This window comes from Cryptosporangium aurantiacum, assembly GCF_900143005.1.
Classification (GTDB): Bacteria; Actinomycetota; Actinomycetes; order Mycobacteriales; family Cryptosporangiaceae; genus Cryptosporangium; species Cryptosporangium aurantiacum.
Map to the genome: position 1 here is coordinate 1 of NZ_FRCS01000043.1, position 1863 is coordinate 1863.

The 1863-nt window shown below is 71.4% G+C and carries 1 protein-coding gene; it reads left to right on the forward strand.

Annotation, left to right across the window (positions count from 1 at the left end):
* Window positions 1-369 precede the first annotated feature (369 nt).
* On the forward strand, window positions 370-1863 hold a 1494-nt coding region (locus BUB75_RS43995), incomplete at its 3' end, for a DUF222 domain-containing protein (protein WP_178380149.1).

The following is a 1863-nucleotide window of genomic DNA, read 5'->3' on the forward strand; positions in this document are numbered from 1 at the left end:
GCGCGTTGCTCGGCGTGGCACCTCCCGGGATGGGGCGGCTGAGGAGCGTGTGGCTCGGTCGATCGATGCGGCCGGGGGCTCGTTCTGGCGTGCTTTTGGCCTCATCGTTCCGGGCTTCCACGAGTTCGCTCCTGGGAGCGGGCCGGCTGGGGGCGTTCTCCACCACCTTCACGCCTGCCCAGGCACCCCTCGGGACCACGTCGGCGATTCGCCGCGCAGGGCTCGCGGGTGTCGAGCGACCCGCCACATGGACTGGGCGTCCCGTTCTCGCGTGACGGGTTCTTCGGCTGCCTACACCGTTCGGCATAGGGCCGGGGTATGCCGTTCACCCGATACCCGTACGGGTGTGCGATGAATAGGGTTGCGGGTATGGACACAGGCCTCGGACGGTTAGCCGCAGCAGCGGCCGTCGTTGCTGGTGAGGACCTCACCGGCGACCCCGACGGAGCCTTGTGCGAACGGACGCGGGAGCTGCACCGGGTCCGGTCGCAGATCGACGCCGCGCTGGTCGCGGCGGTGGGTGTGGTGCATCAGCGGGGCGCGGTGGAGTACGACGGAGCGGTGTCGACCAAGTCGTGGCTGCGGGCCCGGTTGCATGTGTCGCCGGTGGAGTCCTCGGAGCTGGTGGACGTGGCCCGGCATCTGCCCGACGACCCGGTGTTCGCGGAGGCGTTCCGGGCCGGTCGGGTGTCGCGGGCGCATGTGTTGGTCGCCGCCCGGTTAGCGAAGAAGGTCGGCCCGGACCTGGCGGATGAAGCCGTCAACGCGTTGCTGGGTCCGGCGTTGACGATGGACCCGGCCGCGTTGAAGCACGTCTCTAAGCGGATCGAGGCGTATCTGTGCCCGGAAACCGAGGACGACAACGACGGCGGTGATGGCCCGGATGAGGCCGACCGTGCGGTCTACCACGCGCAAACGTTCGGTGGGGCCTGGGATTTGGCCGGGACGTTGACTCCGGAGGCCGGTGCGCTGGCGCAGACGTATTTGAATGCCGCTTCGGGCCGGCGGGACACCGAGGACGACCGAAGCCCGTGCCAGCGTCGCCACGACGCGCTCGCGGAACTGTTCCGGTTGGGCCTGGACACCGCGAACCTCCCGACCCACGGCGGTGAACAACCCCACCTGGCGGTGCTCGTGCACGCCCGGGATCTACAGCACAGCAGCCGGGCAGGCCGGAAACGACGCCGGCTCAAGGCCCCGATCCGGTTCGACGGCGACGACGCCCTCACCGCCGGATGGGCCTACCTGGACGACGACCCGGCCCCGATCCCACCCGACTGGGCCGAACACCCCGACGACACCGGGGGCACCGGCATCGACTGGGATGCCGTGTTGGCGGTGTGGGCCGATGAACTCGCCCCGCAAACCTCACCCGACACCAGCGCCCCGCCCGGCACCGCTCTGCCAGACGCGCACCTGCCCAGCGCGGCTCCAACGAATACGAGCCCAGCGGACGCGAGCCTCGCGGATAGGGGCCTCGCGGATAGGAGCCTGGCGGGCGCGGGACTGGCCGACGCGGACCTGGCGGACGCGGACCTGGCGGATGCGGGCCCGCCGGAGTGGGGCGCTGCCCGGGATCGAGCGTTGGCCGAGGCGATCGCCGGGGTGACCGGACGCCGCACCGGCATGCCCACTCCCGGCACGGGAGGCATCACTGAATACGGCGGGCTGCTTTCCCCCGACGCCGTCCGCCGCCTCAGTTGCGACGCCGGCATCAACCGCGTGGTTCTCGACCCCGCTGACGTGCCGATCAACGCCGGACGCCTCTACCGCGTCCCCCCACCCGCCATGCGCCGCGTCCTGGTCGCCCGCGACGGCGGATGCCGCTTCCACGGCTGCGACCGCCCACCCGCCTGGACCCAC